Source organism: Bordetella sp. 2513F2, from assembly GCF_054642735.1.
Window position 1 is genome coordinate 3,899,840 of record NZ_CM137755.1, and the last position, 23,055, is coordinate 3,922,894.

The following is a 23,055-nucleotide window of genomic DNA, read 5'->3' on the forward strand; positions in this document are numbered from 1 at the left end:
ATCGCCCTACATTCCCAGATATGCGCGGCGGACGCGGTCGTCCGCCTGCAGCGTCTCGTGCGTGCCCTCCAGGACCACCCGCCCGGTCTCCAGCACATAGCCGTGGTCGGCGTACTGCAACGCTTCGGCCACCCGCTGCTCCACCAGCAGGATGGTCAGGCCGGCGTCCCGGCGTATGTCGATGAGCCGCTCGAAGATGAAGTCGGCGATCGCCGGCGACAGCCCCATGGATGGCTCGTCCAGCATCAGCAGCCTGGGCGAGGAAGCCAGGCCGCGGCCGATGGCCACCATCTGCTGCTCCCCGCCCGACAGCGTGCCGGCCAGCTGGCGGCTGCGCTGCTTCAGCACGGGAAACCATTCATAGATGCGCTCGAGATTGCCCGCCCAGTGGCGGCGCCCGGCGTCGGTATAGGCGCCGAGCTCCAGGTTCTCGAGCACGCTCATGGAAGCGAACACCTGCCGCCCCTCCGGCACGTGCGCGATGCCCAGGTGCGGGCGCCGCGAGACGGGCACCGCGAGCAGGTCATGCCCGTCGAACCGGATCTCGCCGGACATGGCCCGCACCGTGCCCGAGATGGTCTTGAACAGGGTGCTCTTGCCGGCGCCGTTCGGACCCACGATGGAGACGAAGCGGCCCGGTTCGACGATGACGGACACGTCTTTCAGGACAGGCAGCGCCGAATACCCCGCCACGAGATTTCTGATCTCAAGCATGTCGTGCGCTCCATTTCCGGCCGAGATAGGCCTCCACCACCCGCGGGTCGCGCGTGATGGACTGCGGATCCCCGACGGTCAGCACTTCGCCGTGGTCCAGCACGACGAACTGGTCCACCAGCCGCACCATTGCCTGCATGGTGTGCTCGATGATGACGATGGTGATGCCCGATTCGGACAGCGCGCGTATGGCCGCCACCACGTCGTCGATCTCGCCGTGCCCCAGGCCTGCCAGCGTCTCGTCGAGCAGCAGCAGCTCCGGCTGGCCGGCCACCGCACGCGCGAGCTCCATGAGGCGCAGCTCGCGGGTCGTGAGCACGGAGGCCACCTTGCCGGCGGACGGCGCCAGCCCCACCCGTTCGATCGCGGCCGCCGCCAGGGTCTCGGCCTCCGCTTCGCTGCGAGCCCGCACATAGGCGCCGACCTTCACGTTCTGGGCCACCGTCAGGCGCATGAAGGGCCGCATGACCTGGAAGGTGCGGCCCACGCCGGCAGCACACAGCACGTGCGGCTTCCTGCCGGCCATGTCCACGCCCTTGACCACCACCCTGCCCGAATCCGGACGCAGGAAACCGTTGAGCAGATTGAACAGCGTGGTCTTGCCCGCGCCGTTGGGGCCGATGATGCCCAGGATCATGCCCTTGCGCACCGAGAAGCTGACGTTGTTGACCGCCTGCAGGCCGCCGAAGCGGCGCGATACGCCCTGGACGTCCAGAATGATCTCGTCGGACAGCGCACGGGGGGCGGCGGGCGGCGGCGCATGGGAGCCGGCGACCGCGGGCTCCGCCGCCTGCTGCGCCGGCGCGACGTCCGGCGCAGGATCGCTGGCCTGGCGGCGGCGCCGCAGGTAGTCGCGCGCCTTCCAGAACACGCCTTCCGGCGCCGCCAGGATGACCGCGACGATGGCCGCCCCCAGGACGACGCCCTGTATGCCGGGATAGGACGGCCCCAGCTCCGCATGGAGGATCTCCCCCAGGGGCACGAGGATGGCCGCGCCGATGACCGGCCCCCACGCGGAGCCCACGCCGCCGAACATCGAGACCGTAAGCGCCTGCGCGGACACCAGCATGCCGAACACGGACACCGGCGTCACCACCAGCAGCACCACCGCATAGAAGGCGCCCGTCGCGCCAGCGATGGCGCCGCTCAGCGCGATGGCGCGCAGCTTCCAGCGCAGGGTATCGATGCCGGCGGCCTCGGCCGCGGCCTCGTTCTGCTTGATGGCTATCAGGGCCATGCCGAAACGGGTTCGTTCCACGTATCGGGTGAGCTGCACGAAGAGCAGCAGCATGGCCATGGCCACGACGGTGTAGATGCGCGGATCCGGGAACTGCATGTACCACGCGGCATCTTCCCGCTTCATGGGGAAGGTGACTTCCTGCAAGCCCAGCCATTCGAACACGTAGAGCAGCGCCAGCGGATAGGCAAGCATCGCCAGGGCGAAGTAGTGCCCGCGCAGCCGGAACGTGGGCAGCCCCACGAGCAGCCCGGCCACCGCGCCTATCGCCGCGGACAGCGGAATCATCAGCCACGGCGACAGGCCCAGGTGTATCTGGGCCAGCACGGTGGCGTAGGCGCCCAGGCCGAAGAACGCCGCATGGCCGAACGAGACCAGCCCGGTATAGCCGCTCAGCATGTTCCACGACAGCCCGAAGCAGGCCCATACCAGCACCAGCGTGAAGATCAGCTGGTGATAGGCGTTCTGCACCAGCAGCGCGGCGCCCAGGTACGCGGCCGCCGCCAGCAGCAGGATGAGGGACACAGGCAGGCGCTTCATCAGGTCCGCTCCGAAACGCGGCCGAAGAGCCCCTGCGGCCGGAGAGTGACGATCAACAGGAAGAACACGAAGATGGCGGCGTTCTGCAGCTGCGTCGGCAACACCAGCGCGGAGAGCTGCTGCACCAGGCCGATCACCATGCCGCCCCAGAAGGCGCCGAATATGCTGCCTATCCCGCCCAGCACCACGCCGGCGTACATGATGATCACGTACTCCAGGCCCACGAAGGGGTGGAAGGGATAGTTGGTGGCCAGCAGGCCGCCGGCCAGGGCCGTGATGCAGGTGCCCAGGGCGAACGCGATGCGGTAGGCCCGGTCCACGTCGATGCCCATGTAGGCAGCCGCCACGGGGTTGTCGGCCGAGGCGCGCAGGGCCTTGCCCAGGCGCGTGCGGCTCACCAGCGCCCCCAGCGCGGCGATGACGGCCACCGAGATCAGCGTGGCCACGGTGCGCCCCTTGTTGGCGAACACGCTGACGAAGTCGCCCCACAGCGGCCCGATCTCCCAGGCGCTGCTCGACAGGGGCGTGCGTATCGAGACCAGCTGCGGTCCGAACAGCATCATTGCGCCGTTCTGCAGGATCAGCGCGATCCCCAGGGTGAGAATGAGCTGCGCATAGTGTCCTTCGCCGTCCAGCGCGGCGCTGCGCCCGCCGGTGACCCGGGAGATCAGCAGCAGATGCACCAGGTAGCCCACCGCGAACATCACCGGCACCATCAGCAGGATCGATACGTACGGCCCCAGCATCGACCCCGCCATGAAGTTCGCCGCCACCAGCACGAAGAAGTAATAGGTGGTGTACATGCCCAGCATCATGAAATCGCCCTGGGCGAAATTGATGACCCGCATGATCCCGAAGATCATGGCCAGGCCCACGCACATCAGCCCGTATATGCCGCCCACCAAAGTCCCGGCGACCAGGGCCTGCAGCAGGGCCTCGAGATGGATCTGCAGTTCCGTCATGGCTCTCTCCGGGTTGCCGTGGGCGATGCGGCGGCTGCACACAGGCGCGGCAGCGCCGCCGCATCCGGCTCGGACTCGTATGCGTCCACCATGCGCTCGATCCGCGCGGCGCGCTCGCCGCCCACGACGGCCTGCGCCGCCTGCCGGAAGCGCGCGCGGATCAGCGCCATGTCGGCCGCCACCACGTCGTCCAGCGCGCCCACGGCCTGTGTGCCGTCATCCAGCGCGAGGGTTACCCGCGCACCCTGGCGGGCGGGAAAGGCCCGGGTGTAGGCGGCGTCCTGCACCAGCGTGGTGGCCGCCACCAGGCGCCCGATTTCGGGATCGTCCAGCACGCGGTAGTTGGCTTCCGCGATCTCGCCGCGCGCCAGCACGGCTGCGACGCCGAAGAGAATGCTCATCTTGGCCTGGAGGGCATGCCGGAAAGGACCGCGCGCATCGCATCCCGGATAGGTCACGGCGGCATGGGTGGTGGCCACCTGCACGGACACGATGCGACGCCCGGCGCCGGCGGACCGCAGGGCCAGCAGGGCGGCCTGGCATGGGGTCTGGGCGAAGTTGCAGGCCGGGACGGGCTTGTTGAAGACCTGGGCGATCTCCGCGCGCCCGCCCTCGAACAGGCACAGCGGCGTTGCCAGCGGCACTCGCGCGTAGGCCTGGAAGAAGCCCGCCTCGCCCTCGAGGATGGAGTCGGAGGCCTGCGCCCCCAGGCGAGCCAGGTCCAGGCAGGCCAGCGCGTTGCGCACGGCGAAACCGGGATGGAAGTACATCTCGCTGCCCCCGGTGTGTGCCCATTGATTGAGGCCGGCGCTGCAATTGCCTGCCAGGGCGAAGGCCTGCAGCGCCTGCCGTTCGTCCAGCCCGACCACCCGCGCGCCCGCCGCCACGGCGGCGTAGGGCCCCACGAGCCCGGTCGGCCTGAACAGGCGGGACAGCGATGGCGTGATCACGGCGCGGCCGATGCGCGCGCCGACTTCGTAGCCGACGATGGCGGCGGCCAGCGCCTCGCGCCCCGAGACGCGATGGCGCTCGGCCAGCGCCAGGACCGTGGGCCAGACCACCACGCCCAGATGCGCCACGCTGCCCGCGTGCATGTCTTCCCGCACCAGGCCGTGCCCTGCCACCGCGTTGGCGAATGCTGCCCCGGCCAGGCTGCGCATGCCCGGACGGCCGACGCCGTGCGCACCATCGGCCGGTTCGGCCAGCGCCCAGGCCTGCTCGCTCCATGGCAGCGGCAGCGCCTCGAAGGCGCATGACAGGTAGTCCAGCAGGCAGCGCCTGGCATGCGCCAGGGTGTCGCCGGAGCACGCCTCGGGCGTCATCGCCATCGCGGCATGCACCAGCTGGGCCGCCGCGCTTGCGGTCGTCTCGCGCTTGTCCATATGTGTTCCGGAACGCCGGCCGTGGCGCCCTAGTAGCCCACGACCGTCATGGCGCCGTCGATCTTCAGCGTGACGCCGGCGATGCTGGCACCGGCATCCGAAGCCAGGAACACCGCAGCCGCGGCAATGTCGGCTCCCTGGGCGAGGCGCCCGGTGGGGGTGCGCCGGCGGCGGGTTTCCCAGCCCTCCGGCGTGATCACCGAACCCGCTCCCGGGGTGACCACCGGCCCGGGAGCGAGCGCATTCACGCGGATGCCGTGTGCGCCGAGCTCCACCGCCTGCTGCCGGGTGAGCGTGTCCAGCGCGCCCTTGATGGCGCTGTACACGGCCGCGTTGGTGATGGACACCGACACGGCCACCGACGAAAGATTGATCACCGAACCGCCGCCTCGTGCGACCAGGTGCGGCGTGGCCGCCTGCAGCGACCACAGCGCTCCCTTGAATCCCACGTCTATCATTCGCGACACCGCGTCTTCGGGCATCTCGACCAGCGGCGCGTAGTAGAAATACGCGGCGTTGTTGACGAGGATGTCCAGCCCGCCCTGTTCCGCCACGAAAGCGTCGACGCTGCGGAGCACCGCTGCGCGGTCCGATACGTCGCAGGCCAGCGCCCGGGCGCCCGGCACATCGCGCCGGGCCTCGGCCAGGAGCTTCTCGTTGACATCCAGCAAGCCGACAGCAGCTCCTTCGCGGGCATAGGCCCGGGCGATTTCGCGCCCGATGCCCCCGGCCCCGCCCGTGACGATGGCGACCTTGCCGCTCAGCACTCCCATGCCTGCCTCCTTGGTATGGCCCGCTGGCGCGCACTGCGCGCCGGCCCGGTGCTTCCAGGCCTGGCGGTGTCTCCGGATACGGCACTCCTGATGGGTGCCGAAATTTGTATGTTGGTATTATAAGAAGATTGTATTATTGAATACAACCGTTCATCTAGGTATTTTCCCGGGCTGCAAGCCAGGCAGCCCGGCCCCGTCGCTGCAGCCCATCTGCGCGCAGGAGTAGGAACGTTAAAATCGCACGCCGCCACACGCTTGCCCGGGCTGCGGCTCCGGGCGGCGTTCAGCGGCATCACGCCCATGGCGCGGCGCAAGCCGCAACGCTTCCCCGACACACCTCCCCATACAGCGCATGAAAGCAGCCGCCAAGGTTCCAGCAGACTTCAAAGTGCAGCGTTCCGCCTCGGTGCTGCGTCACAGCGTGACCGAGAACATCCGCAACGCCATCCTGCTGGGCCGCTTCCGGCCCGGCGAGCGCCTGCCCGAGCGCGAACTGTGCGAAATGACCGGCGTCAGCCGCACGCTGGTGCGCGAGGCGCTGCGGCAGCTCGAATCCGAAGGGCTGATCCACGTCATCCCCTACCGCGGGCCGGTGGTGGAACGCCTGCTGCCGGAGCAGGCCCAGGGCATCTACCAGGTGCGGGAAGAGCTGGAAGGCCTGGCGTGCCAGCTGTTCGCCGACCGCGCCACCGACGCCCAGCTCGCCGCCCTGCAGGCGGCATTCCAGGCGCTCAAGCGGGCGCTGACCCAGGGCGCCGCGCTGGAGCAGCTGTCGGCCAAGAACTTCTTCTATCAATGCCTGCTGGAAGGCGCCGGCAACGAAGCCCTGACCACCACGCTGCGGCTGCTGAACTCCCGCGTGATGCTGCTGCGCTCCACTTCCATGCAGGCGCCTGGGCGGGCCCGCAAGAGCGTTGCCGAACTGGCGGCATTGATGGAGAGGCTCGAAGCCCGCGACGGCGCGGGGGCGCGCAAGGCCGGGAGCCTGCACGTGCGCAATGCCGCCAGCATCGCCATCCGCATCCTGCGCGAGACCCAGCCCGACGCGCAGGAGTAAGGCCGCCTGCTCCACATCTGCGACGCCCGCGCCAGGGACATCGACAGGGTGATCTTGCCGTTGCGGCCGTAATACAATCCTACTATCCTAGCGGCATTGCTGTTCCGTCCCGGCGCCGGCCATCGCAGCCGGCGCGACCACGCCAGGAGACACACGTTGAACGCCACGCCCGCGGATCCCTTCGAAGTCTATGCCATCCGGTACGCCTACCACGACGGGCGACGGGCTTCCGACAACTACCTGGGAAGCGTCGACTTCCACGACGCCGAGTCGAACCTGGACTACTTCGTATGGGTCCTGAGGCGCGGGGAGGAGGTCTACTTGGTGGACACCGGCTTCGGCCAGGAAGCCGCTTCCCAGCGGGGACGCCAGTTGCTGCTGCGTCCCGCGCAAGGGCTGGCGCTCCTCGGCATCCAGGCCGAGTCCATCCGCGACATCATCATCACGCACCTGCACTACGACCATGCCGGCACGCTGGACGACTTCCCGGCGGCCACCCTGCACATCCAGGACGCGGAAGCCGCGTACGCCACGGGCCGGTGCATGTGCCATGCGGTGCTGCGCCACCCGTACGACGTGGAAGACATCGTGGATTTCGTGCGCACGCTGCATGCCGGGCGCGTGCGCTTCCACCGGGGAACCGCCACGCTGGCTCCGGGCCTGTCCGTGCACCTCGTCGGCGGGCACACGGCCGGCCTGCAGATCGTGCGGGTCTGGACGCAGCGAGGCTGGGTGGTCCTGGCGTCGGACGCCACCCACCTCTACGGCAACATCGATCGCGATGCCCCCTTCCCCACGGTGTACAGTGTGGGCGACATGCTGGAGGGCTATGGCATCGTGCGCGCCATGGCGGACTCCGATGCCCACATCGTGCCCGGCCACGATCCCCTGGTCATGGAACGCTACCCTGCGCCCTCGCCGGAGCTGGCCGGGCGGATCGTGCGCCTGGACGTGGCGCCGCACTGAGCGCGGCGTACAGAAACGACAACCCCCCGGCATGACCGGGGGGCTGCGGCCGGGCATCGCGCCATGCATGGCGCACGGCCGGCCCGGAATGCGGCTGGCGCCCTTACTGGGCGACGGCCGCCGGCATGGGATGCATCATGTTGGCGTTCATGTTGTGCAGCACCCACACCGAACCGCCCACCAGGATGGCGATGACCATGAGGGTGAAGACGAAGGCGGTGGTGTTTTCACGCGCCGACTTCGACAGGCCCATGTGCAGGAAGAACACCAGCTGCACCAGGAGCTGGGCCACGCACAGCACCACGATGCCCGGCAGGGCTAGGTGGCGCGGCGCAGCGTCGCTCATCACCAGCCAGAAGGCGGCCAGGGTCAGGATGATCGACAGGATGAAGCCGATCACGTACGACTTCATGCTGCCATGGGAGGCGTGGTCGTGGTCGACCGCAGAATCGTGCGACATCAGAGGGCTCCGAACAGATAGATGAAGGTGAACACGCAGATCCAGACGATGTCCAGGAAGTGCCAGAACAGGCTCAGGCAGGCCAGGCGGCGCTTGTTGACGGCGTCCAGGCCATGGCGGCGGATCATGTCGATCATGATCACCAGCCAGATCAGGCCGAAGCTCACGTGCAGCCCGTGGGTGCCGACCAGCGTGAAGAAGGCCGAGAGGAAGGCGCTGCGGCCGGGACCGTAGCCTTCGTGGATCAGGTGATGGAATTCATAGACTTCCATCGCGATGAACCCGAGGCCGAACAGGCCGGTGATGGCCAGCCAGGCGATCACCTTGCCCGCCTTGCCGGCCTGCATGTTCAGCATGGCCACGCCGAAGGTGAAGCTGCTGATCAGCAGCAGCATGGTCTCGACCAGCACGAAGGACAGGTCGAACAGCTCGCCGGCGGCGGGGCCGCCCGCCGTGGCATCGTGCAGCACGGCAAAAGTGGCGAACAATACCGAGAAGATGAGCAGGTCGCTCATCAGGTAGATCCAGAAACCGAATACGGTCTTGGATCCGTCGTCGTGGTGCTCGTGATGGTGAGCCACGTCGTGCAGGGAAGTATGTACGGCTTGGGTCATGACTCAGGCAGCCTGTTGCTGATTGTTGTAGTGCGCGGTCTCGATGCGCTCGACTTCCTTGGCGGGGACGTAGTAGTCCACGTCGCGGTCATAGGCGCGCACCACGAACGCAGCGATCATGCCGACGAAGCCCGCGATGCCCAGCCACCAGATGTGCCAGATCAGGCCGAAGCACATCACCAGGCCGAAGGCGCCGATGTAGACGCCGGCACCGGTATTGCGCGGCATGTGGATGTCTTCGTAGCGGCCGGGCTTGGGATGGGCGCGGCCGGCCTCCTTGTCTTCCCAGAACTGGTCCAGGTGCTCCACGTGGGGCACATGGGCGAAGTTGTAGAAGGGCGGGGGCGACGAAGTCGACCACTCCAGCGTGCGGCCGCCCCAGGGGTCGCCCGTCAGGTCGAGATTGTCCTTGCGCTGGCGGATGCTGACGAACACCTGCAGCAGCAGGAAGCCGATGCCGGCGGCGATGATGACCGCGCCCACGAAGGCCACGATGAGGTACGGCTCCCACTCGGGGTTGTCGTAGTGGTTCAGGCGACGCGTCATGCCCTTGAAGCCCAGGATGTACAGGGGCATGAAGGCCAGGTAGAAGCCCACCAGCCAGCACCAGAACGAGCACTTGCCCAGGCGCTCGTTCAGCTTGAAGCCGAAGGCCTTGGGGAACCAGTAGGTCATGGCGGCGATGCAGCCGAACACCACGCCGCCGATGATCACGTTGTGGAAGTGGGCGATCAGGAACAGGCTGTTGTGCAGCACGAACGACACGGCCGGGATGGCCATCAGCACGCCCGTCATGCCGCCGATCACGAAGGTGACCATGAAGCCGATGGTCCAGAGCACCGGCGAGGTCATCTGCACGCGGCCGCGGTACATCGTGAACAGCCAGTTGAACACCTTCACGCCCGTGGGAATGGAGATGATCATGGTGGCGATGCCGAAGAACGCATTGACGTTGGCCCCCGCCCCCATGGTGAAGAAGTGGTGCAGCCAGACCATGAACGAGAGCACGCCGATCGACGCCGTGGCGTAGACCATGGACTTGTAGCCGAACAGCGGCTTGCGCGAGAACGTGGCAATGATCTCGGAGAACGCGCCGAACACGGGCAGGATCAGGATGTACACCTCGGGGTGGCCCCAGATCCAGATCAGGTTCACGTACATCATGGCGTTGCCGCCGCCGTCGTTCGTGAAGAAGTGCGTGCCCAGGTAGCGGTCGGCGGTCAGCAGCGCCAGGGTGGCGGCCAGCACCGGGAAGGCGGCCACGATGAGGATGTTGGTGACCAGCGCGGTCCAGGTGAACACGGGCATCTTCATCAGCGACATGCCGGGCGCGCGCATGCGCAGGATCGTCACGATGAAGTTGATGCCGGACAGCGTGGTGCCCAGGCCCGATATCTGCAATGACCACAGGTAGTAGTCCATCCCCACGCTGGGGCTGTAGTCGAGCCCCGACAGCGGCGGATACGCCAGCCAGCCCGTGGCGGCGAATTCGCCGACGAACAGCGACAGCATCATCAGCACCACGCCGGCCCCGAACAGCCAGAAGCTCAGCGAGTTCAGGAAGGGATAGGCCACGTCGCGGGCGCCGATCTGCAGCGGCACGACGACGTTCATCAGGCCCGTGATGAAGGGCATCGCCATGAAGAAGATCATGATGACGCCGTGGGCGGTGAAGATCTGGTCGTAGTGGTGCGGCGGCAGGAAGCCTGCCGAGTCGCCGGAGGCGACGGCCAGCTGCGTGCGCATCATGATCGCGTCGGCGAAGCCGCGCAGCAGCATGACCAGCGCCACGATGATGTACATGATGCCGATCTTCTTGTGATCGACGGTGGTGAACCACTCGGTCCAGAGGTACTTCCACTTGCCCATGTAGGTGATGGCGCCCAGCAGGGCGGCGCCCCCCAGCAGCACGGCCGCCAGGGTGATCATCACGATGGGCTCGTGATAGGGGATGGCTTCCAGGGTGAGTTTGCCGAACATCGTTTACTCCGCGATCGCTACCAGGTTCTTGGACGTCGGCGTGCAGATGGACGAGTCCACCCCGGCGATCTTACTCATCTGGTTATGCATAATGAAATCGAACATGCTCGGCGGCGTGGTCGAGTAGTAGGCCACGGGCGTGTGCTCGCTGGGCTTTTCCAGCTGGGCATAGGCCTCGGGCGTGAGGGGATTGTTGGAATCCTTGGCCTTCTGGATCCACGCGTCGAAGCCTTCCTGCGTGGTGGCGATGGCCTTGAAGCGCATGCCGGAGAAGCCGCCGCCGCTGTAGTTGGCCGACAGGCCGGCGTAGGTGCCCGCTTCGCGCGCGATGAGGTGCAGCTTGGTCTCCATGCCGGCCATCGAATAGATCATGCTGCCCAGCTGGGGAATGAAGAACGCGTTCATCACCGATCCGGAGGTGATGCGGAACTCCACCGGGGCGTCGACGGGGAAGGCGATCTCGTTCACCGTGGCGATGCCCTGCTCGGGATAGATGAACAGCCACTTCCAGTCGAGCGACACCACTTCGATGGTGACCGGCTTGGCGTCGGCCTCGATCGGCTTGTAGGGGTCGAGGGCGTGCGAGCTCTTCCAGGTCAGCACGGCCAGGATGGCCACGATGATGCAGGGCACGGTCCAGACCACCACCTCGATCGCGGTGGAGTGCGACCAGCGCGGCGCATAGGTGGCGCTGGTGTTGCTGGCGCGGTATTTCCACGCGAACCACAGCGTCATCACGATCACCGGGACGACCACGATGAGCATGAGGCCGAGCGCGATGAGGATGAGTTGTTTTTCCTGCTGCCCGATGTCGCCCTTGGGCGACAGGATTTCCATGGAACAGCCGCCAAGCAGCATGACGGCGCCGACGCCCAGCAGGCGCGCGGTGGATGCAAGGGAAGGGATTTTCACTGACTGCCTTCGACGATGGAGGTGCTGCCTTGCAGCAAAGCCGCAATCGTAGCTTGCGCGCGCGAGGCCGGCCTGCGACCGATAGTCGCACTTGCAGGCGTTTTCGCACCGCATTGGTGCAAAAATGCAAGAAAACGCGAGGAAACTTCCCGGGCGCTTACGCGCCGCACTGCGACAAAATGTCGCACCCCGGATTCAGTCCAGCGGCGGCGGTTCGCGCTCCGGTCCGGGCTTCTTGGCCAGCTTGCGCTGCAGCGAGCGCCGGTGCATGCCCAGCAGGCGCGCCGCGGCCGACACGTTGCCGCCGGTCTCGGCCAGGGCCTGGTGGATGTGTTCCCATTCCAGGCGATGCAGCGGCGTCATGGCGCTTTCTATGGTGACAGCCTGGGGTTCGGCCAGGCCCAGCGTGCGCAGGATCATGGGCGCGGTGGCGGGCTTGGGCAGGTAGTCGTCGGCGCCGCGCTTGATGGCTTCCACCGCCGTGGCCACGCTGGCGTAGCCCGTGACGAGCAGGATGCGCATGTCCTCGCGCAGCGCGCGCAGCGGCCGGATGAGGGTGAGGCCGGAATCTTCGCCCAGGCGCAGGTCCACCAGGGCAAAGGCCGGACGGATCTCCTCGGCCACGCGCAGCGCCTCGCCGACGCTGCAGGCGATGCGGGTCTCGAGGCCGCGGCGCGCCAGGCTGCGCTGCAGGGTGCGCAGGTACAGCTCGTCGTCGTCGATCAGCAGACCGGGTTCGGAGGGGTTCATGCGGAATTTCCTAGCGGCAGGTCGAAACGGATGCGGGTGCCTCCGCCTTCGGCCGCGGTGAGCGTCATTTCGCCGCCCAATTGCTCCACCGTGGCATGGGACAAGGCCAGGCCGACGCCCAGGCCCTGCGGCTTGCCGCTATGGAACAGGCCGCTGGCCGGAAGCAGCGGGCGGTCGGGGTCGATGCCCTTGCCATGGTCGCGCACTTCGCCGCGCAATATGCCTTGCCGATACTCCAAGTGTAATTCCACCCGCAGGTCGCCCGCCTCCTCGCCGGCATCCGCCGCGTTGTTCAACAGCGCCTGGATGAGGTGGGCGATGGCCGGCTCCACCCGCAGCGACGCCGGCAGCGTGCCCGTGCGGCTGAGTTCGATGGTGGGCCGCACCAGCGTCCATTGGCTCACCACCCGCACCAGATCGACGCGGCTGGGCACGGCCAGGTTGCGTATGCGTTCGCGGCACAAGGCCAGCAGCTGGACCAGCGTGGCGGCATCGGCGCGCATTTCTTCGTCGGGCGCCTGCGCGGCGATTTCGTCGGCCAGCAGCGTCATGGTGGCCAGCGGCGTGTTCAGTTCGTGCGCCATGGCGGCGGCATGGGTGGCCAGCGCCACGATGCCCTCGTTGCGCGTGAAGCGTTCGCGCAGGGCCGCCAGTTCGCGCTCGCGGCTGCGCAGGTCGGTGGCGACGCGGGTCAGGAAGTAGCACACCACGCCCACCGAGATGAGGAAATTGGCCGCCATGCCCCACAGCACGAGGGTGTGCGTATCGTGCCGGCTCTCGAGAGGCTGGCCGAACACCGCCGACACCACGTAGCCCAGCACGCTGGCGGCCGCCGCGGCCAGGGCCCAGCCGCGCGGCAGCGCCAGCGCAGCCAGGGCCAGCAGCACCAGGAACATGAGGCCGAACGGATTGGTGATGCCGCCGCTCCAGGCCACCATCCAGGCCAGCACGGCCATGTCGACCAGCAGGTGCATGAAGGCGACGCCGGGCGCGAGTTCTTCGGTGCGGGGCGGGCGCAGCGAGGCGTACAGGTTGAACACCACCAGCACCGCGACGCCGCCCCACAGCGGCCACAGCGGCAGCGAGACGTCGAAGAGGCCGCTGACCACCAGTATGGTGGCGGCCTGCCCGGCGATGGCGACCCAGCGCAGGGTGCACAGCGTGCGCAGAAAGGAATTGGCGGAACTACCGGACATGGAGGATACGGGGCGCGGCACCGCGCAACCGGAGGCTGCGGGCGGGCAAACGCGGGGTCCATTTTAGGGGAATGGCCGGGCGGACCCGGCCGCATGGGTTGGCGGCATCGCTGCAGCGCGGTATACTGCCCTCACATTTTAGCCAATTTCGTTCAATTCGCATTGATCTTGCAGCAAAAGATCGGCTACGCGCGGCTTGTTGCAAAGCAGTATTGCTGCCCCACCGCGCCGGCTGCAGACCGAGGTTGAATCGCCCCAGGCCGGCCCCGGCCTGTCCCGTGTCCTGCGGACACGGTCCTCCGCCTGCGATGCGTCCCGCCCGCGGCCGGCTCCGCCGGTCCTGTGCGCCATCCATGGCCGCCCACCGTCCCGTGCACGCGTGGCGGCCGTTTCAGGAGAAATGCGATGCTGCTGGCCACCGACCTCGACGGTACCTTTCTGGCAGGCTCCCCCGAAGAGCGCCTGCGCCTCTATCAAACCATAGCGTCCCACCCGGAGATCCGGCTGGCCTACGTCAGCGGCCGCAATCTCGAGCGCATCCTGCCGCTGCTGGACGACCCCACCCTGCCCACGCCCGACTACATCATTGCCGACGTGGGCGCCACGGTGGTCCACGGCAATACGCTGCAGCCGGTGCAGCCGCTGCAGGTGCAGGTGGAGTCGCAGTGGCCCGGCGACCAGGCAGTGGCCACCGCCATGGCCGCCTTTCCGGGCCTGGAACGCCAGGACGTGCCCCAGGCGCGGCGCTGCTCGTACTTCTGCACGCCGGAACAGGCCCAGGACCCGGCCTTGCACCAGGCCGTGCGCGATCTCGGGTGCGACATGCTGTTCTCGGCCGGCCGCTATTTCGACGTGCTGCCGCCCGGCGTGAACAAGGGCAGCACGCTGCGCGGGCTGGTCGAGATCCTGGGCCTGCAGGACGACGAGGTCCTGGTGGCCGGCGACACGCTGAACGACACCAGCATGTACCACACCGGCTTCATGGGCGTATGCGTGGGCGGCTCGGAGCCGGCCCTGCTGGAACAGACCCGCAACAGCACCCGCGTGCTGCATGCCAGCCGCGCCGGCTGCGGCGGCATCCTGGAAGCCTTCGCCCATTTCGGATTCCTGGGCGAACAGGGCGTCAGCGCCGAACTGCCGCCCACCGTCACGCCGGGTTCGGCGGAGCTGGTGATCGTCTATCACCGCCTGCCCTACGAGGAAAAGCGCGTCGACGGCGTGCTGCAGCGCCGCCGCCCGTCCTCGCCCAACGGCATCATCCCCACGCTGCTGGGCTTCTTCGACAACAACCAGGCCGGCTCGTGGGTGGCCTGGGCCGAGCATGACGAGGCCGACGGGGAGTTCGAAGTCCACACCACCGTCGACGCGCGCCGCTATCCCAAGCTGAAGGCCGCGCGCGTGGCCCTGCCCAAGGCCGACGTGGACGTCTTCTACCGCCGCTTCTCCAAGGAAGCCTTCTGGCCCACCCTGCATACGTTCTGGGAGCGCGCGCGCTTCCACGAGGAAGACTGGCAGGTGTTCCTGCGCGTGAACCGCCTGTTCGCCGAACGCGCCGCGGCCGAGGCGGCCATGGGCGCGGTCGTGTGGCTGCACGACTACAACCTCTGGATGGTGCCGGGCTATCTGCGCGAGATGCGCCCCGACCTGCGCATTGCCTTCTTCCACCACACCTACTTCCCCTCGGCGGACGTGTTCAACGTGCTGCCGTGGCGCCGCGCCATCGTGGGCAGCCTGCTGCAGTGCGACTACATCGGCTTCCACATCCCGCGCCAGGTCGAGAACTTCGTCGACGTGGCCGGCGGCGTGATGCCGCTCAAGCGCACCGAGCGGCAGAACTGCGCCCCGCGCTTCCTCACCTATGGCTGCGCGGTCGGCGTGGAAACCATGACCACCGAGATCGAGACCGACACGCGCACCGTGCGGCTGGGCGCGCATCCGGTGGGGCTGGACGTGGGCCGCGTGCGGCGCGTGCTCCAGGAGGAGCCCGTACAGGCCAACATGGAGCGGCTGCGCAAGGAGATCGACGGCATCCGCATCATTCTCTCGGTGGAGCGCCTGGACTACACCAAGGGCACGCTGGAGAAACTGCAGGCGTTCGAGCGCATGCTGGAGGAGAACCCGGAACTGCAGGGCAAGGTGTCGCTGGTATGCGTGTGCGTGCCGGCCGCCCGCGAGATGACCATCTACGACGACCTGCAGCTGCAGATCGAGCAGGTCGTGGGCCGGATCAACGGCCGCTATTCGCGCGTGGGCTGGACCCCGCTGCACTTCTATTTCCGCCCCCTGCCCTTCGAGGAAGTGGTGGCCTGGTATGCCATGGCCGACGTGATGTGGATCACCCCGCTGCGCGACGGCCTGAACCTGGTGGCCAAGGAATACGTGGCGGTCCAGGGCATCGTGGGCGGGCGCGGCGTGCTGGTGCTGTCGGAGTTCGCCGGCGCGGCGGCCGAGCTGAAGGGCGCGCTGCTCACCAATCCGCACGACCGCGACGACCTGGTGCGCACCTGCTACCTGGCCTTGAACCTGTCGGCAGACGAGGCCCGCGCCCGCGTGCGCGAGCTGTTCGACATCGTCTCGGGCCACGACGTGCACCGCTGGGGCCAGGAGTTCCTGGCCGCGGTGGCGCTGCCGCCCAGCTCCGCCGAGCTGGAAGCAGCTGCCTGAGGGCGGCGCCCTGGCCTATTGCGCCAGGGCGCGCATTTCCGCGTAGAGATCGGCCTTGCCCTCGAAGCCGATGCCGGGCAGTTCGGGCAGCGTGACGATGCTGTCGCGCACCTGCACCCCGTCGGGGAAGCCGCCGTACGGCTGGAAGAGGTCGGGGTACGACTCGTTGCCGCCCAGGCCCAGGCCGGCGGCGATGGCCAGCGACATCTGGTGCCCGCCGTGCGGGATGCAGCGCGAGGCCGACCAGCCGTGCGCCTTCAGCATGTCCAGGGTGCGCAGGTACTCCACCAGCCCGTAGCTCAGCGCGCAGTCGAACTGCAGCCAGTCGCGGTCGGGGCGCATGCCGCCGTAGCGGATCAGGTTGCGCGCGTCCTGCATGGAGAACAGGTTCTCGCCCGTGGCCATGGGCTTGTCGTAATGCTGCGCCAGCTCGGCCTGCAGGGCGTAGTCCAGCGGATCGCCCGGCTCCTCGTACCAGAAGAGGTCGTACTGCGACAGCGCCTTGGCGTATTCGATGGCGGTGGGCAGGTCGAAGCGGCCGTTGGCGTCGACCGCCAGGCGCTGCCCCGGGCCGAGCAGCTTCAGCACGGCCTCGATGCGCTTGCAGTCTTCGGCCAGCGAGGCGCCGCCGATCTTCTTCTTCACCACCGAATAACCGCGGTCGAGGTAGCTCTGCATCTCGCGCTGCAGGCCTTCCAGGCCCTGCCCGGGCCAGTAGTAGCCGCCCGCCGCATAGACGAACACGTCGCGGTTCGGCCTGCCGTTGCCGTAGCGTTCGGCCAGCAGCTGGTAGAGCGGCTTGCCCTCGATCTTGGCCACGGCATCCCATACCGCCATGTCGATGGTGCCCACCGCCACCGAGCGCTCGCCATGGCCGCCGGGCTTCTCGTTGGTCATCATGGTGTCCCAGATCCGGTGGGGATCCAGGTTGTCGCGGGCCTCGTCGAGCAGGCTGGCCGGGTCGGCTTCCAGCACGCGCGGACGGAAACGTTCGCGGATCAGCGCGCCCTGGCCGTAGCGGCCGTTGGAATTGAAACCGTAGCCGATGACCCGCTTGCCGTCGCGCACCTGGTCGGTGACCACGGCGACCAGGCTGAGGGTCATTTTGGAAAAGTCGATATAGGCGTTGCGGATGTTCGACTTGATGGGGCGGGTGCTTTCGACGATGTCCAGGATCTTCATGGCGGTACGGTGCGTATGAGAAGGCGCGGGGCGCCGGTCCTACAATGAGGGCCGCCCGTCCGGCGGGATGCCGGCGCGCACGACCATTATTGGCGCTGCGGCGCGGCAAAGCCAATGCCGCTTTTCTCTACTTCCATGCTTTGCGTGCATAGACCATGAACCTGTCCTGGCTTGCCGACTTCCTCGCCCTGGCCGCCAGCGGCAGCTTCTCGCGCGCCGCCCAGGAACGCCACATGACGCAGCCGGCGTTCAGCCGCCGCATCCGCGCATTGGAGACCTGGCTGGGCGTGACGCTGGTGGACCGCGCCACGCAGCCGGCCACGCTGACGGAAGCCGGCGACTGGTTCCGCGGCGTGGCGCGCGAACTGCTGGCGCGCGTCGAGCGCCTGCCCGACGAGGCGCGCGCCACGGCCGCCGCCAGCGCCGCCACGCTGCGCTTCGCCGCCACGCATGCCCTCTCGCTGCACTTCATGCCCCAGTGGCTGCGCAGCCTGGAACCGCGTACCGGCATGGGCCCCATCCAGCTCGTATCCGACGTGCTGCAGCAATGCGAGACCTGGATGCAGCAGGGCCGCGTGCAGTTCCTGCTCTGCCATGCCCATGCCCACGTGCCCGGCGGCCTTGACCGGCCCGGCTATCTGTCGGTGCAGGTGGGGTCGGACCTCCTGCTGCCGGTGTGCGCGCCCAACCGCCAGGGCAGGCCGCGCTGGCGCCTGGCAGCCGGCGCCCGCAACGCGCCGCCGGTGCTGGCCTACAACGCGGAATCGGGCGTGGGCCGGCTGCTGCGCGCCCTGCGCGGCGAGGCGCTGGCCCGCGCTGCCGGGGAGCCCGTCTTCACGGCGCACCTGGCCACGGTACTCAAAAGCATGGCCCTGGACGGACGCGGCATCGCCTGGCTGCCGCGCAGCCTCATCGAGGACGAGCTGCGTGCCATGCGCCTGGTGCCCGCGGGCGGGGCCGACTGGGAAATCCCCCTGCAGGTGCGCCTGTACCGGCGGCAGGCGCCCGATACCCCGACGGCCGAGGCATTCTGGCAGGCGGTGTGCGCGGCATCGGCTCAGAAGCCCTGATCCGGCTGCGGCGCAGCCCCCCGCACGCGGCCGCGCCGTCCGCGCTCAGGCCAGCGGCACTTCGGGCTTGCCCGCGGAACGGGTGCCCGGCACGGGCCGGCAGGTGTCGGCGTGATAGGTGTGCACCAGCGAGAACTTGACCTGGTCGCTGGCATTGCCGCGTGCCGCGTGCAGCGTGCGGCAGTGGAAGAAGACCACGTCGCCCGGCGCGAGTTCGGGACAGACCGCACGCTCGATCCAGGCGCGGTTCTCGGCCACGTCGGCGCGGAAGAACTTGTCGGCGTCGAACTGCGCCGGCGCAAAGCGGGCGGCGTGCGAGCCGGGCACGAAGAAGAGCCCGCCGTTCGCGGCGGACTCGTGGCCCAGGGCCAGCCAGCTCGACACCAGGTCGTCGTCGGAAAAAGACCAATAGCGGATGTCCTGGTGCCAGCCGGTCTGGCTGCCATAGGATGGATGCTTGGTCATCACGCAATTGTGGTGCGCCGTGGAAAGCACCGGCGTGCAGGCCGGGCCGTAATAGGCGCGCAGCCACTCGCGGATGCGCGGCGAGGTGGCCCACTGCCGGAACCGCCCATCGCGCCCGTAGGCATCGAGCAGGCGGCGCACGGTGAGGCCGCCTTCGGCCTCGCGCGAGGCCGGTGCGCCGGGGTAGCGCAGGTCGGCCTCGTATTCGAGCGGCGCCACCGCCGCATCGAGATGGCGCTGCGCCAGGTTGCGCAGTGCCTGCACCTCTTGCGCCGAGGCGAACCCCGGCACCACCACGAACCCCTGCTCGCGCAGGGTGGCGATCTGTGCGGCAACCTCGGGCCGGGACATGCTGCGATTTCCTTCTGCTGCTGATGATCCGGCCTGGCCGGCCGGGGGCGGTACGCGCCCGGCCCTAAGCATACTACCGCGCAGGCCGCCCGGCAGCGGCGGTCAGTGGGGCCGGTCGGTGCCGGACGAAAGCCGGGCGGTTTCACGCTCTTCGGTGACGCTGCGCACCCACTCGCGCCAGATCGCCACCAGCAGGGCCATGAGCACCGGCCCCACGAACAGGCCCACGATGCCCATGGTCTTGACGCCGCCCACCAGCCCGAAGAACGTGGGCAGGAAGGGCAGCTTGACCGGCCCCCCGACCAGGCGCGGACGCAGGGTCTTGTCGACGATGAAGAGTTCGACGGTGCCCCACACGAACAGGCCCAGGCCGGCGACCAGCTGGTTCGACCCGACCAGGTACAGCGAAACCAGGGTGAAGGAGAGCGGCGCCCCGCCCGGGATCAGGGCCATGAATCCGGTGATCACCCCCAGCAGCACCGGCGAGGGCACCCCGGCGATCCAGTACGCCAGGCCCAGCACCACGCCCTCGCCCAGGGCGATGAGGCACATGCCGGTGACGGTGGAACTGATGGTGGCCGGGACCACGCGCGAGAAGCGCTGCCAGCGCGCCGGCAGGATGCGTTCGCCCAGGATGTCGAGCTGCGCCACCATGAGGCTGCCGTCCTTGTAGACGAAGAACAGCGTGATGAGCATGAAGAGCACGGTGAGCAGCAGCTGGAAGGCGTTGCCGGTGGCCGACAGCACCATGCGGTAGATGTTGCCCAGGTGCTCGCCGCTGACGATCTGCACCAGCTCGCCCAGCGCATGCGGCTCGCCCAGGTACTGCCGCCAGTAGTCGGCGAGCCGCTCCCCCACCATGGGCAGCGACAGGATCCACGACGGCACCTCGACGCCGTGCCGGTTGGCCGCCAGGGCCCAGGCGAACAGATTGCTGGCTTCCTGCACGGCATAGCTCAGCGCCATGGACAGCGGCACCACCAGCACCAGGATCACCACCAGCAGCGCCACGGTGGCCGCCACGACCGTGCTGCCTCCGCAGCGGCGCAGCAGCCTCTGGTAGAGCGGCCAGGTGGCCAGGCCGATGATCATCGCGGCCAGGACCGGCACGAGGAAGCCGCTGAGGAAGTACACGCCTGCGAGCAGGACCAGCAGGAGCAACCAGCGGGCAATCAGCGATGCAGGAAGGACGGGCGGCATGGACTAGGGCAGAGGTTTGTACCTGGACCCTGGAATATACCGAGTTTTGATCGAACGCCCGCAACCCGGCTGCCGCGGGCGGGGCGAAAGGCGCCGCGAGACGCCCGCCGCGGCCCGGGCGCCGGGCGTGCCGGCGCCTCGGACGGCCGCCTTACATGACGAAGTCCGGCGCCTCGGAAGGCACCCGCCGGCGCGTGGCCTGGTCGGCTGCTTCCGTGAGCTGCGGCTTCTCTATGCCGCATTGCAGGACGGAAGGATCGCTTTCGTCGGCCCCGTTGAGCAGCGGGCAGCGTGCGAACAGCTCGGCGACCCAGTCGGAGAAGGCCCGGACCTTGGGCGACAGCTGACGGCTCTGCAGATACAGCAGCGAGATGGGAATGGGCGTGGGCCGCCACTGCGGCAGCACCTCGATGAGCTCGCCCTTCATCAGGTGCGGCAGGGCCAGGAAGCGCGCCGTCTGGATCATGCCGAATCCCTGCACGCCACAGGCCAGGTGGGCCATCCAGTCGTTCACCGAGACCACGCCCGGCACGTCGACGTGCTTTTCCTTGCCGTCGACCACGAAATCCCAGACGCAATTGCGGCCGGACGAAGAAAAATAATGCACCGCCTGGTGCCGCGCCAGGTCTTCCAGCGTCTGCGGCATGCCCCGGCGCGCCAGGTAGTCGGGCGACGCGCAGGTGGCGGTCTGGAACAGGCCGATGCGGCGCGCCACCAGGCTGGAGTCCTCCAGCGGGCCGCCGCGGATCACGCAATCCACCGCTTCCTGCACCAGGTCCACCCGCCGGTCGGACAGGCCGATGACGAGTTCGACGTCCGGATAGCGCGTATGGAACTCGCACAGGGCCGGGATCAGTATCTTCTGCCCCACGCTGGGCGGCACGTCGACGCGCAGCCTGCCCTGCGGGCGCGACGCCGCATCCTGCAGGCAGGCCTCCGTTTCCTCGACTTCCGCGAGGATGCGGGTGCAGTGCTTGTAGTACGCGGCCCCGTCGGGCGTCAGGCTGATCCGCCGCGTGGTGCGGTTGAGCAGGCGTACGCCCAGGTGGCGCTCGAGGTTCTGGATGATGGTGGTGACGGTGGTGCGGGGCAGCGCCATCGCGTCGGCGGCACGGGTGAAGCTGTTGGCCTCCACGACGCGCACGAACACCTGCATGGCTTGAAAGCGGTCCATGGCGGTTTCCTGGAAAGGACGTGCGGCAAGCATAGCGCGGAACCTGCGCCAGATTGTTCCGTTGGAACGAATAGTGTTGCCGGAGAACGATTGTTTATCCGGTTCGACGAAAGCCGCAGAATTCGCTTCATCTGTCGGATATTGCACCGCAGCATAGCCTGCGGGACTTCCCTCTTCCCAAGCTTCCAGGACACTCCCATGACGGTCACCCGCTCCCGCTTTGCCGTGCTGGCACTCGTAACGGCCCTGGCCGTGGCCGGCGGCGGCTACGCCCTACTCGCTCCTTCCCCCGGCACCGGCGCCGCGCACGCCCAGGCCGCGCCTCCCGCCACGCCGGTCGATGTCGCGCCGGCGCTGTCGCGCCCCATCATCGACTGGCAGCGCTACTCGGGCCGCCTGGAGGCCATCGACCGGGTCGAGATCCGGCCGCTGGTCTCGGGCACCCTGACCCAGGTGCATTTCAAGGACGGCGCCCTGGTCAAGAAGGGCGACGTGCTGTTCACCATCGATCCGCGCCCCTACGCGGCCGAGGTCCAGCGCGCCGAGGCCCAACTGGCCGCGGCCCGCGCGCGGGCGGCCTACACCGCCTCCGACCTCGCGCGCGGCAAGCGCCTGCTGGCCGAGAACGCCATCGCCCGCCGCGACTTCGAAGAAAAGCAGAATGCCGCCCGCGAGGCCGCCGCCAACCTGCAGGCCGCCCAGGCGGCGCTGGAAACCGCCCGCATCAACCTCGGCTACACCCGCATCGTGGCCCCGGTGGACGGCCGCGTGTCGCGTGCCGAGGTCACCGTGGGCAACGTGGTGTCGGCCGGCGCCTCGTCGGTGCCCCTGACCACCCTGGTGTCCGTGGCGCGCCTGTATGCGTCGTTCGACGTGGACGAGCAGACCTTCCTGCGCTATGTCAATCCCAGCAGCGCCACCGGCACGTCCGTGCCGGTGCAACTGGGCCTGGCCAACGAAGAAGGCTATTCGCGCGAAGGCGTGGTGGCGTCGGTCGACAACCGGATGGACCCCACCTCGGGCACGATCCGCGTGCGCGCCGTGTTCGACAACCAGGACGGCACCCTGCTGCCCGGCCTGTACGCCCGCGTCCGCCTGGGCGGCAGCGCCCCCTACGAGGCCGTGCTGATCGACGAGCGCGCCATCGGCACCGACCAGAGCAAGCGCTTCGTGCTCGTGGTCGGCGACGACAACCACGCCAATTACCGCGAGGTGAAGCTGGGGGCCAACGTCGGCCAGCTGCGCGTGGTCGAGTCCGGGCTGAAGCCAGGCGAACGCATCGTCGTCAACGGGCTGCAGCGCGTACGCCCCGGCGACGTGGTCGCGCCCAACCTGGTGTCCATGGATACCGCGCCGGAAACCGTCAAGACTGCATCGGCCGACCTGAAGCAATAAGGCGCCGACTG

Annotated in this window: 20 protein-coding genes; 5 read left to right on the forward strand and 15 right to left on the reverse strand. The window is 68.3% G+C overall.

Annotated features, from left to right (window positions below; genetic code table 11):
- Positions 1–6: 6 nt before the first annotated feature.
- From ACYBYQ_RS18455 to ACYBYQ_RS18475, 5 genes are read right to left on the reverse strand one after another with little or no spacing between them, the layout of a single operon-like run.
- The gene (locus tag ACYBYQ_RS18455; RefSeq protein WP_459615876.1) at positions 7–714 is read right to left on the reverse strand and encodes an ABC transporter ATP-binding protein; all 708 of its coding nucleotides are present in this window, start codon (positions 712–714) and stop codon (positions 7–9) included.
- Complete coding sequence (locus ACYBYQ_RS18460; RefSeq protein ID WP_459615877.1) at positions 707–2,491, reverse strand: branched-chain amino acid ABC transporter ATP-binding protein/permease; 1,785 nt, start codon at positions 2,489–2,491, stop codon at positions 707–709. Before ACYBYQ_RS18460 ends, ACYBYQ_RS18455 begins: the two co-directional genes overlap by 8 nt.
- Positions 2,491–3,453, reverse strand: coding sequence for a branched-chain amino acid ABC transporter permease (locus ACYBYQ_RS18465; RefSeq protein WP_459615878.1), 963 nt, complete (start codon positions 3,451–3,453; stop codon positions 2,491–2,493). The genes ACYBYQ_RS18460 and ACYBYQ_RS18465 overlap by 1 nt, the downstream gene beginning before the upstream one ends.
- Positions 3,450–4,835: an MmgE/PrpD family protein gene (locus tag ACYBYQ_RS18470; protein ID WP_459615879.1), complete on the reverse strand. Its 1,386-nt coding sequence runs from the start codon at positions 4,833–4,835 to the stop codon at positions 3,450–3,452. Before ACYBYQ_RS18470 ends, ACYBYQ_RS18465 begins: the two co-directional genes overlap by 4 nt.
- A 29-nt stretch (positions 4,836–4,864) precedes the next feature.
- On the reverse strand, positions 4,865–5,608 hold the full coding sequence (locus ACYBYQ_RS18475; protein WP_459615880.1) for an SDR family NAD(P)-dependent oxidoreductase: 744 nt from the start codon (positions 5,606–5,608) through the stop codon (positions 4,865–4,867).
- Between the two features lie 352 nt (positions 5,609–5,960).
- Here ACYBYQ_RS18475 and ACYBYQ_RS18480 point away from each other — a divergent pair, with 352 nt between their 5' ends.
- Positions 5,961–6,665 (forward strand): GntR family transcriptional regulator, encoded by a 705-nt coding sequence (locus tag ACYBYQ_RS18480; RefSeq protein ID WP_459615881.1) that lies wholly within the window; start codon positions 5,961–5,963, stop codon positions 6,663–6,665.
- A 156-nt stretch (positions 6,666–6,821) separates the two neighbouring features.
- A complete protein-coding gene (locus ACYBYQ_RS18485) occupies positions 6,822–7,631 on the forward strand; it encodes an N-acyl homoserine lactonase family protein (protein ID WP_459615882.1) in 810 nt (269 codons plus the stop codon).
- A gap of 103 nt (positions 7,632–7,734) precedes the next feature.
- Here the strand turns inward: ACYBYQ_RS18485 and cyoD are convergent, their stop codons facing one another.
- The 6 genes from cyoD to ACYBYQ_RS18515 all read right to left on the reverse strand — a co-directional run bounded on the left by cyoD (position 7,735) and on the right by ACYBYQ_RS18515 (position 13,543).
- Positions 7,735–8,091 (reverse strand): cytochrome o ubiquinol oxidase subunit IV, encoded by a 357-nt coding sequence (cyoD, locus tag ACYBYQ_RS18490; protein ID WP_459615883.1) that lies wholly within the window; start codon positions 8,089–8,091, stop codon positions 7,735–7,737.
- Positions 8,091–8,705: a cytochrome o ubiquinol oxidase subunit III gene (cyoC, locus tag ACYBYQ_RS18495; protein ID WP_459615884.1), complete on the reverse strand. Its 615-nt coding sequence runs from the start codon at positions 8,703–8,705 to the stop codon at positions 8,091–8,093. The genes cyoD and cyoC overlap by 1 nt, the downstream gene beginning before the upstream one ends.
- 3 nt (positions 8,706–8,708) lie before the next feature.
- Positions 8,709–10,685, reverse strand: coding sequence for a cytochrome o ubiquinol oxidase subunit I (gene cyoB, locus ACYBYQ_RS18500; RefSeq protein ID WP_459615885.1), 1,977 nt, complete (start codon positions 10,683–10,685; stop codon positions 8,709–8,711).
- A gap of 3 nt (positions 10,686–10,688) precedes the next feature.
- Positions 10,689–11,597 carry a ubiquinol oxidase subunit II gene (gene cyoA / locus ACYBYQ_RS18505; protein ID WP_459615886.1) on the reverse strand — a complete coding sequence of 303 codons (909 nt, stop codon included), beginning with the start codon at positions 11,595–11,597 and terminating at the stop codon, positions 10,689–10,691.
- 195 nt (positions 11,598–11,792) lie between these two features.
- Complete coding sequence (locus tag ACYBYQ_RS18510; RefSeq protein ID WP_459615887.1) at positions 11,793–12,347, reverse strand: response regulator transcription factor; 555 nt, start codon at positions 12,345–12,347, stop codon at positions 11,793–11,795.
- A complete protein-coding gene (locus ACYBYQ_RS18515) occupies positions 12,344–13,543 on the reverse strand; it encodes an ATP-binding protein (RefSeq protein WP_459615888.1) in 1,200 nt (399 codons plus the stop codon). The genes ACYBYQ_RS18510 and ACYBYQ_RS18515 overlap by 4 nt, the downstream gene beginning before the upstream one ends.
- A 405-nt stretch (positions 13,544–13,948) precedes the next feature.
- Here ACYBYQ_RS18515 and ggpS point away from each other — a divergent pair, with 405 nt between their 5' ends.
- A complete protein-coding gene (ggpS, locus tag ACYBYQ_RS18520; RefSeq protein WP_459615889.1) occupies positions 13,949–16,207 on the forward strand; it encodes a glucosylglycerol-phosphate synthase in 2,259 nt (752 codons plus the stop codon).
- Between the two features lie 15 nt (positions 16,208–16,222).
- Here the strand turns inward: ggpS and ACYBYQ_RS18525 are convergent, their stop codons facing one another.
- Complete coding sequence (locus tag ACYBYQ_RS18525; RefSeq protein ID WP_459615890.1) at positions 16,223–17,389, reverse strand: mandelate racemase/muconate lactonizing enzyme family protein; 1,167 nt, start codon at positions 17,387–17,389, stop codon at positions 16,223–16,225.
- A gap of 155 nt (positions 17,390–17,544) precedes the next feature.
- Between ACYBYQ_RS18525 and ACYBYQ_RS18530 the strand changes: the two genes are divergently transcribed.
- Positions 17,545–18,459 (forward strand): LysR family transcriptional regulator, encoded by a 915-nt coding sequence (locus ACYBYQ_RS18530; RefSeq protein ID WP_459615891.1) that lies wholly within the window; start codon positions 17,545–17,547, stop codon positions 18,457–18,459.
- 45 nt (positions 18,460–18,504) lie between these two features.
- Here the strand turns inward: ACYBYQ_RS18530 and ACYBYQ_RS18535 are convergent, their stop codons facing one another.
- From ACYBYQ_RS18535 to ACYBYQ_RS18545, 3 genes are all read right to left on the reverse strand, one after another.
- The gene (locus ACYBYQ_RS18535; RefSeq protein WP_459615892.1) at positions 18,505–19,275 is read right to left on the reverse strand and encodes a phytanoyl-CoA dioxygenase family protein; all 771 of its coding nucleotides are present in this window, start codon (positions 19,273–19,275) and stop codon (positions 18,505–18,507) included.
- Between the two features lie 102 nt (positions 19,276–19,377).
- Positions 19,378–20,475 (reverse strand): AI-2E family transporter, encoded by a 1,098-nt coding sequence (locus tag ACYBYQ_RS18540; RefSeq protein WP_459615893.1) that lies wholly within the window; start codon positions 20,473–20,475, stop codon positions 19,378–19,380.
- Between the two features lie 151 nt (positions 20,476–20,626).
- The gene (locus ACYBYQ_RS18545) at positions 20,627–21,649 is read right to left on the reverse strand and encodes a LysR family transcriptional regulator (RefSeq protein WP_459615894.1); all 1,023 of its coding nucleotides are present in this window, start codon (positions 21,647–21,649) and stop codon (positions 20,627–20,629) included.
- A 198-nt stretch (positions 21,650–21,847) separates the two neighbouring features.
- Here ACYBYQ_RS18545 and ACYBYQ_RS18550 point away from each other — a divergent pair, with 198 nt between their 5' ends.
- Positions 21,848–23,044, forward strand: coding sequence for an efflux RND transporter periplasmic adaptor subunit (locus tag ACYBYQ_RS18550; RefSeq protein WP_459615895.1), 1,197 nt, complete (start codon positions 21,848–21,850; stop codon positions 23,042–23,044).
- Positions 23,045–23,055: the final 11 nt, after the last annotated feature.

Coding starts and splice junctions, on each gene's coding strand:
- ACYBYQ_RS18470 (WP_459615879.1), bottom strand. CDS start 4,835: ATGGACAAGCGCGAGACGACCGCAAGCGCGGCGGCCCAGCTGGTGCAT.
- ACYBYQ_RS18475 (WP_459615880.1), bottom strand. CDS start 5,608: ATGGGAGTGCTGAGCGGCAAGGTCGCCATCGTCACGGGCGGGGCCGGG.
- ACYBYQ_RS18515 (WP_459615888.1), bottom strand. CDS start 13,543: ATGTCCGGTAGTTCCGCCAATTCCTTTCTGCGCACGCTGTGCACCCTG.
- ACYBYQ_RS18530 (WP_459615891.1), top strand. CDS start 17,545: ATGAACCTGTCCTGGCTTGCCGACTTCCTCGCCCTGGCCGCCAGCGGC.
- ACYBYQ_RS18525 (WP_459615890.1), bottom strand. CDS start 17,389: ATGAAGATCCTGGACATCGTCGAAAGCACCCGCCCCATCAAGTCGAAC.
- ACYBYQ_RS18480 (WP_459615881.1), top strand. CDS start 5,961: ATGAAAGCAGCCGCCAAGGTTCCAGCAGACTTCAAAGTGCAGCGTTCC.
- cyoB (WP_459615885.1), bottom strand. CDS start 10,685: ATGTTCGGCAAACTCACCCTGGAAGCCATCCCCTATCACGAGCCCATC.
- ACYBYQ_RS18550 (WP_459615895.1), top strand. CDS start 21,848: ATGACGGTCACCCGCTCCCGCTTTGCCGTGCTGGCACTCGTAACGGCC.
- ACYBYQ_RS18510 (WP_459615887.1), bottom strand. CDS start 12,347: ATGAACCCCTCCGAACCCGGTCTGCTGATCGACGACGACGAGCTGTAC.
- ACYBYQ_RS18540 (WP_459615893.1), bottom strand. CDS start 20,475: ATGCCGCCCGTCCTTCCTGCATCGCTGATTGCCCGCTGGTTGCTCCTG.
- ggpS (WP_459615889.1), top strand. CDS start 13,949: ATGCTGCTGGCCACCGACCTCGACGGTACCTTTCTGGCAGGCTCCCCC.
- ACYBYQ_RS18455 (WP_459615876.1), bottom strand. CDS start 714: ATGCTTGAGATCAGAAATCTCGTGGCGGGGTATTCGGCGCTGCCTGTC.
- cyoC (WP_459615884.1), bottom strand. CDS start 8,705: ATGACCCAAGCCGTACATACTTCCCTGCACGACGTGGCTCACCATCAC.
- ACYBYQ_RS18460 (WP_459615877.1), bottom strand. CDS start 2,491: ATGAAGCGCCTGCCTGTGTCCCTCATCCTGCTGCTGGCGGCGGCCGCG.
- cyoD (WP_459615883.1), bottom strand. CDS start 8,091: ATGTCGCACGATTCTGCGGTCGACCACGACCACGCCTCCCATGGCAGC.
- ACYBYQ_RS18535 (WP_459615892.1), bottom strand. CDS start 19,275: ATGTCCCGGCCCGAGGTTGCCGCACAGATCGCCACCCTGCGCGAGCAG.
- ACYBYQ_RS18545 (WP_459615894.1), bottom strand. CDS start 21,649: ATGGACCGCTTTCAAGCCATGCAGGTGTTCGTGCGCGTCGTGGAGGCC.
- ACYBYQ_RS18465 (WP_459615878.1), bottom strand. CDS start 3,453: ATGACGGAACTGCAGATCCATCTCGAGGCCCTGCTGCAGGCCCTGGTC.